The sequence below is a fragment of the Lactobacillus sp. C449L genome (assembly GCF_059900815.1).
Genome location: NZ_JBWXGA010000031.1, coordinates 1 through 686 on the forward strand (window position 1 = coordinate 1; position 686 = coordinate 686).

Consider the following 686-nt stretch of genomic DNA (forward strand, 5'->3'; position numbering starts at 1 on the left):
TGTCACCTCGCGGCGGTACCCGGCCGGATCTCAGCGCGCCGGTGCCGAAGCTAGGGTCGCGCATTGAATTTAGGGTTAAGCCTTCGCCCTCTCGCCTCGAACTCGGGCGTGAAATCCTGCTGAAACGGATGGCCGGTACGTTGCCGAGCCTCCGCTACAGCCGATGGTTGCTGACGGGGTCCGCAGGCATGTGCTAGTCGTACAAGAAAACGAGCGGACGGCATCACAGAGTTCGGTTGGCCGGGAGCGAGTTGGGGGTGAGACAACCCGGCCCTTGCCCGGCGAACCCAGGCCGAGAGGATTGGGGCGTTGCTGACAGACGACCTGGCGAGCCGTGCGCTCGATCTGTCTTCCGCGCCGGCGAAGCCGGAACGGGAGATCGACTTCGATGTCGAGTCAGCCGCGAGCATCCGGATTCCGGACGCTCACCTGATCTTTCACGGCGAATACCGGAAGGAGGGGTTCGATCTCGTCATCGAGAACGAGGCGTCCCGCGTCATCCTCAACGACTATTTCCGTGCCGCAAAACGCCCGGCGCTGGAATCCGCGGACGGGGCGACGCTGACCGCAGAGGTCGTCGCAGCGCTGACGGTCGACGAAGACGGGCTGCGCTATGCCCAGGCGACGCCCCCGGCGCAGCAGGCCGCGATCGGCCGTGTCGAGACCGTATCGGGCCAGGCCACGGT

The 686-nt window shown here is 65.6% G+C and carries 1 protein-coding gene; it reads left to right on the forward strand.

From position 1 onward, the window contains the following. Positions 1-309: 309 nt before the first annotated feature. On the forward strand, positions 310-686 hold a 377-nt coding region (locus AC2JF9_RS08090), incomplete at its 3' end, for a hypothetical protein (protein WP_500726777.1).